Source organism: Pseudoalteromonas sp. NZS100_1, from assembly GCF_015864285.1.
Classification (GTDB): domain Bacteria; phylum Pseudomonadota; class Gammaproteobacteria; order Enterobacterales; family Alteromonadaceae; genus Pseudoalteromonas; species Pseudoalteromonas arctica.
The window spans coordinates 1-719 of record NZ_JADYXN010000149.1 but is presented as its reverse complement, the minus strand read 5'-3'; the positions used below and the strand labels follow the sequence as shown (position 1 = coordinate 719).

Below are 719 nucleotides of genomic sequence, written 5' to 3'. Positions count from 1 at the left end.
CAGAGCGAAATATTATTAGTTTTAAAGTTAATTATTTAATAGTTAAGTCATTATTTTTTATAATTATTCAGTATATTCAGCTAAATTTAAGTTTGTTATTTAACCGATATTTGTTATGCTTAAAAAAGTAACAAATTATTGGATTTATTTATGCGTGCATTTAAAGCTGGGATATTAATTGCGTCGGCATTATTATTTATTGGAGCATTTAGCTTTGCTCCAACTACAAAGCAAGAATTAAGCTCTGTAAATAATTGCCATAACCAAGAGCAAGCTAGCAGTGCTCAAAATACTGCTCATGCATGTATAAAAATTGAAGATGATTCATCTTGGTTTTCGTGGATAACAGGTGATAGCCGTAGTGCACAATTTCACTACCTTGATCTATTAGAATTACTTACTAGCTCTGAAGACTCAAAAAAGACCCCATCTTTAAAACCATTATTTTAAATAATTTTATAATGTTTAGCGCATTAAAATTGCGCTAGCAATATTTTATATTTAATCAGATACAAACGCAGTTTAGACTTAAAACTGCACTTTCCATCTTCAATTATTATAATTGCGATTATACTTAATTATAACTTTTGTATTTTAGGTTTACGCAATTGATTCTTTAGTGGTAAATACATTGCCATTAACTCATCAACTTTGTTACGAGACCCGCCTTTAGGACTAATAGTGCGCTTTACTTGAATTTGGTCGAGCGAAGCTTGGCT

At 30.2% G+C, this 719-nt stretch carries 1 protein-coding gene and 1 pseudogene; one reads left to right on the top strand and one right to left on the bottom strand.

The window, feature by feature from the left end; translation table 11 throughout:
- Positions 1–150: 150 nt before the first annotated feature.
- A complete protein-coding gene (locus I6F66_RS21035; protein WP_197113765.1) occupies positions 151–450 on the top strand; it encodes a hypothetical protein in 300 nt (99 codons plus the stop codon).
- 128 nt (positions 451–578) lie between these two features.
- On the opposite strand, the pseudogene I6F66_RS22680 reads toward I6F66_RS21035, so the two are convergent.
- Positions 579–719 (bottom strand): annotated as a pseudogene (locus I6F66_RS22680) (DNA adenine methylase); the annotation flags it as partial.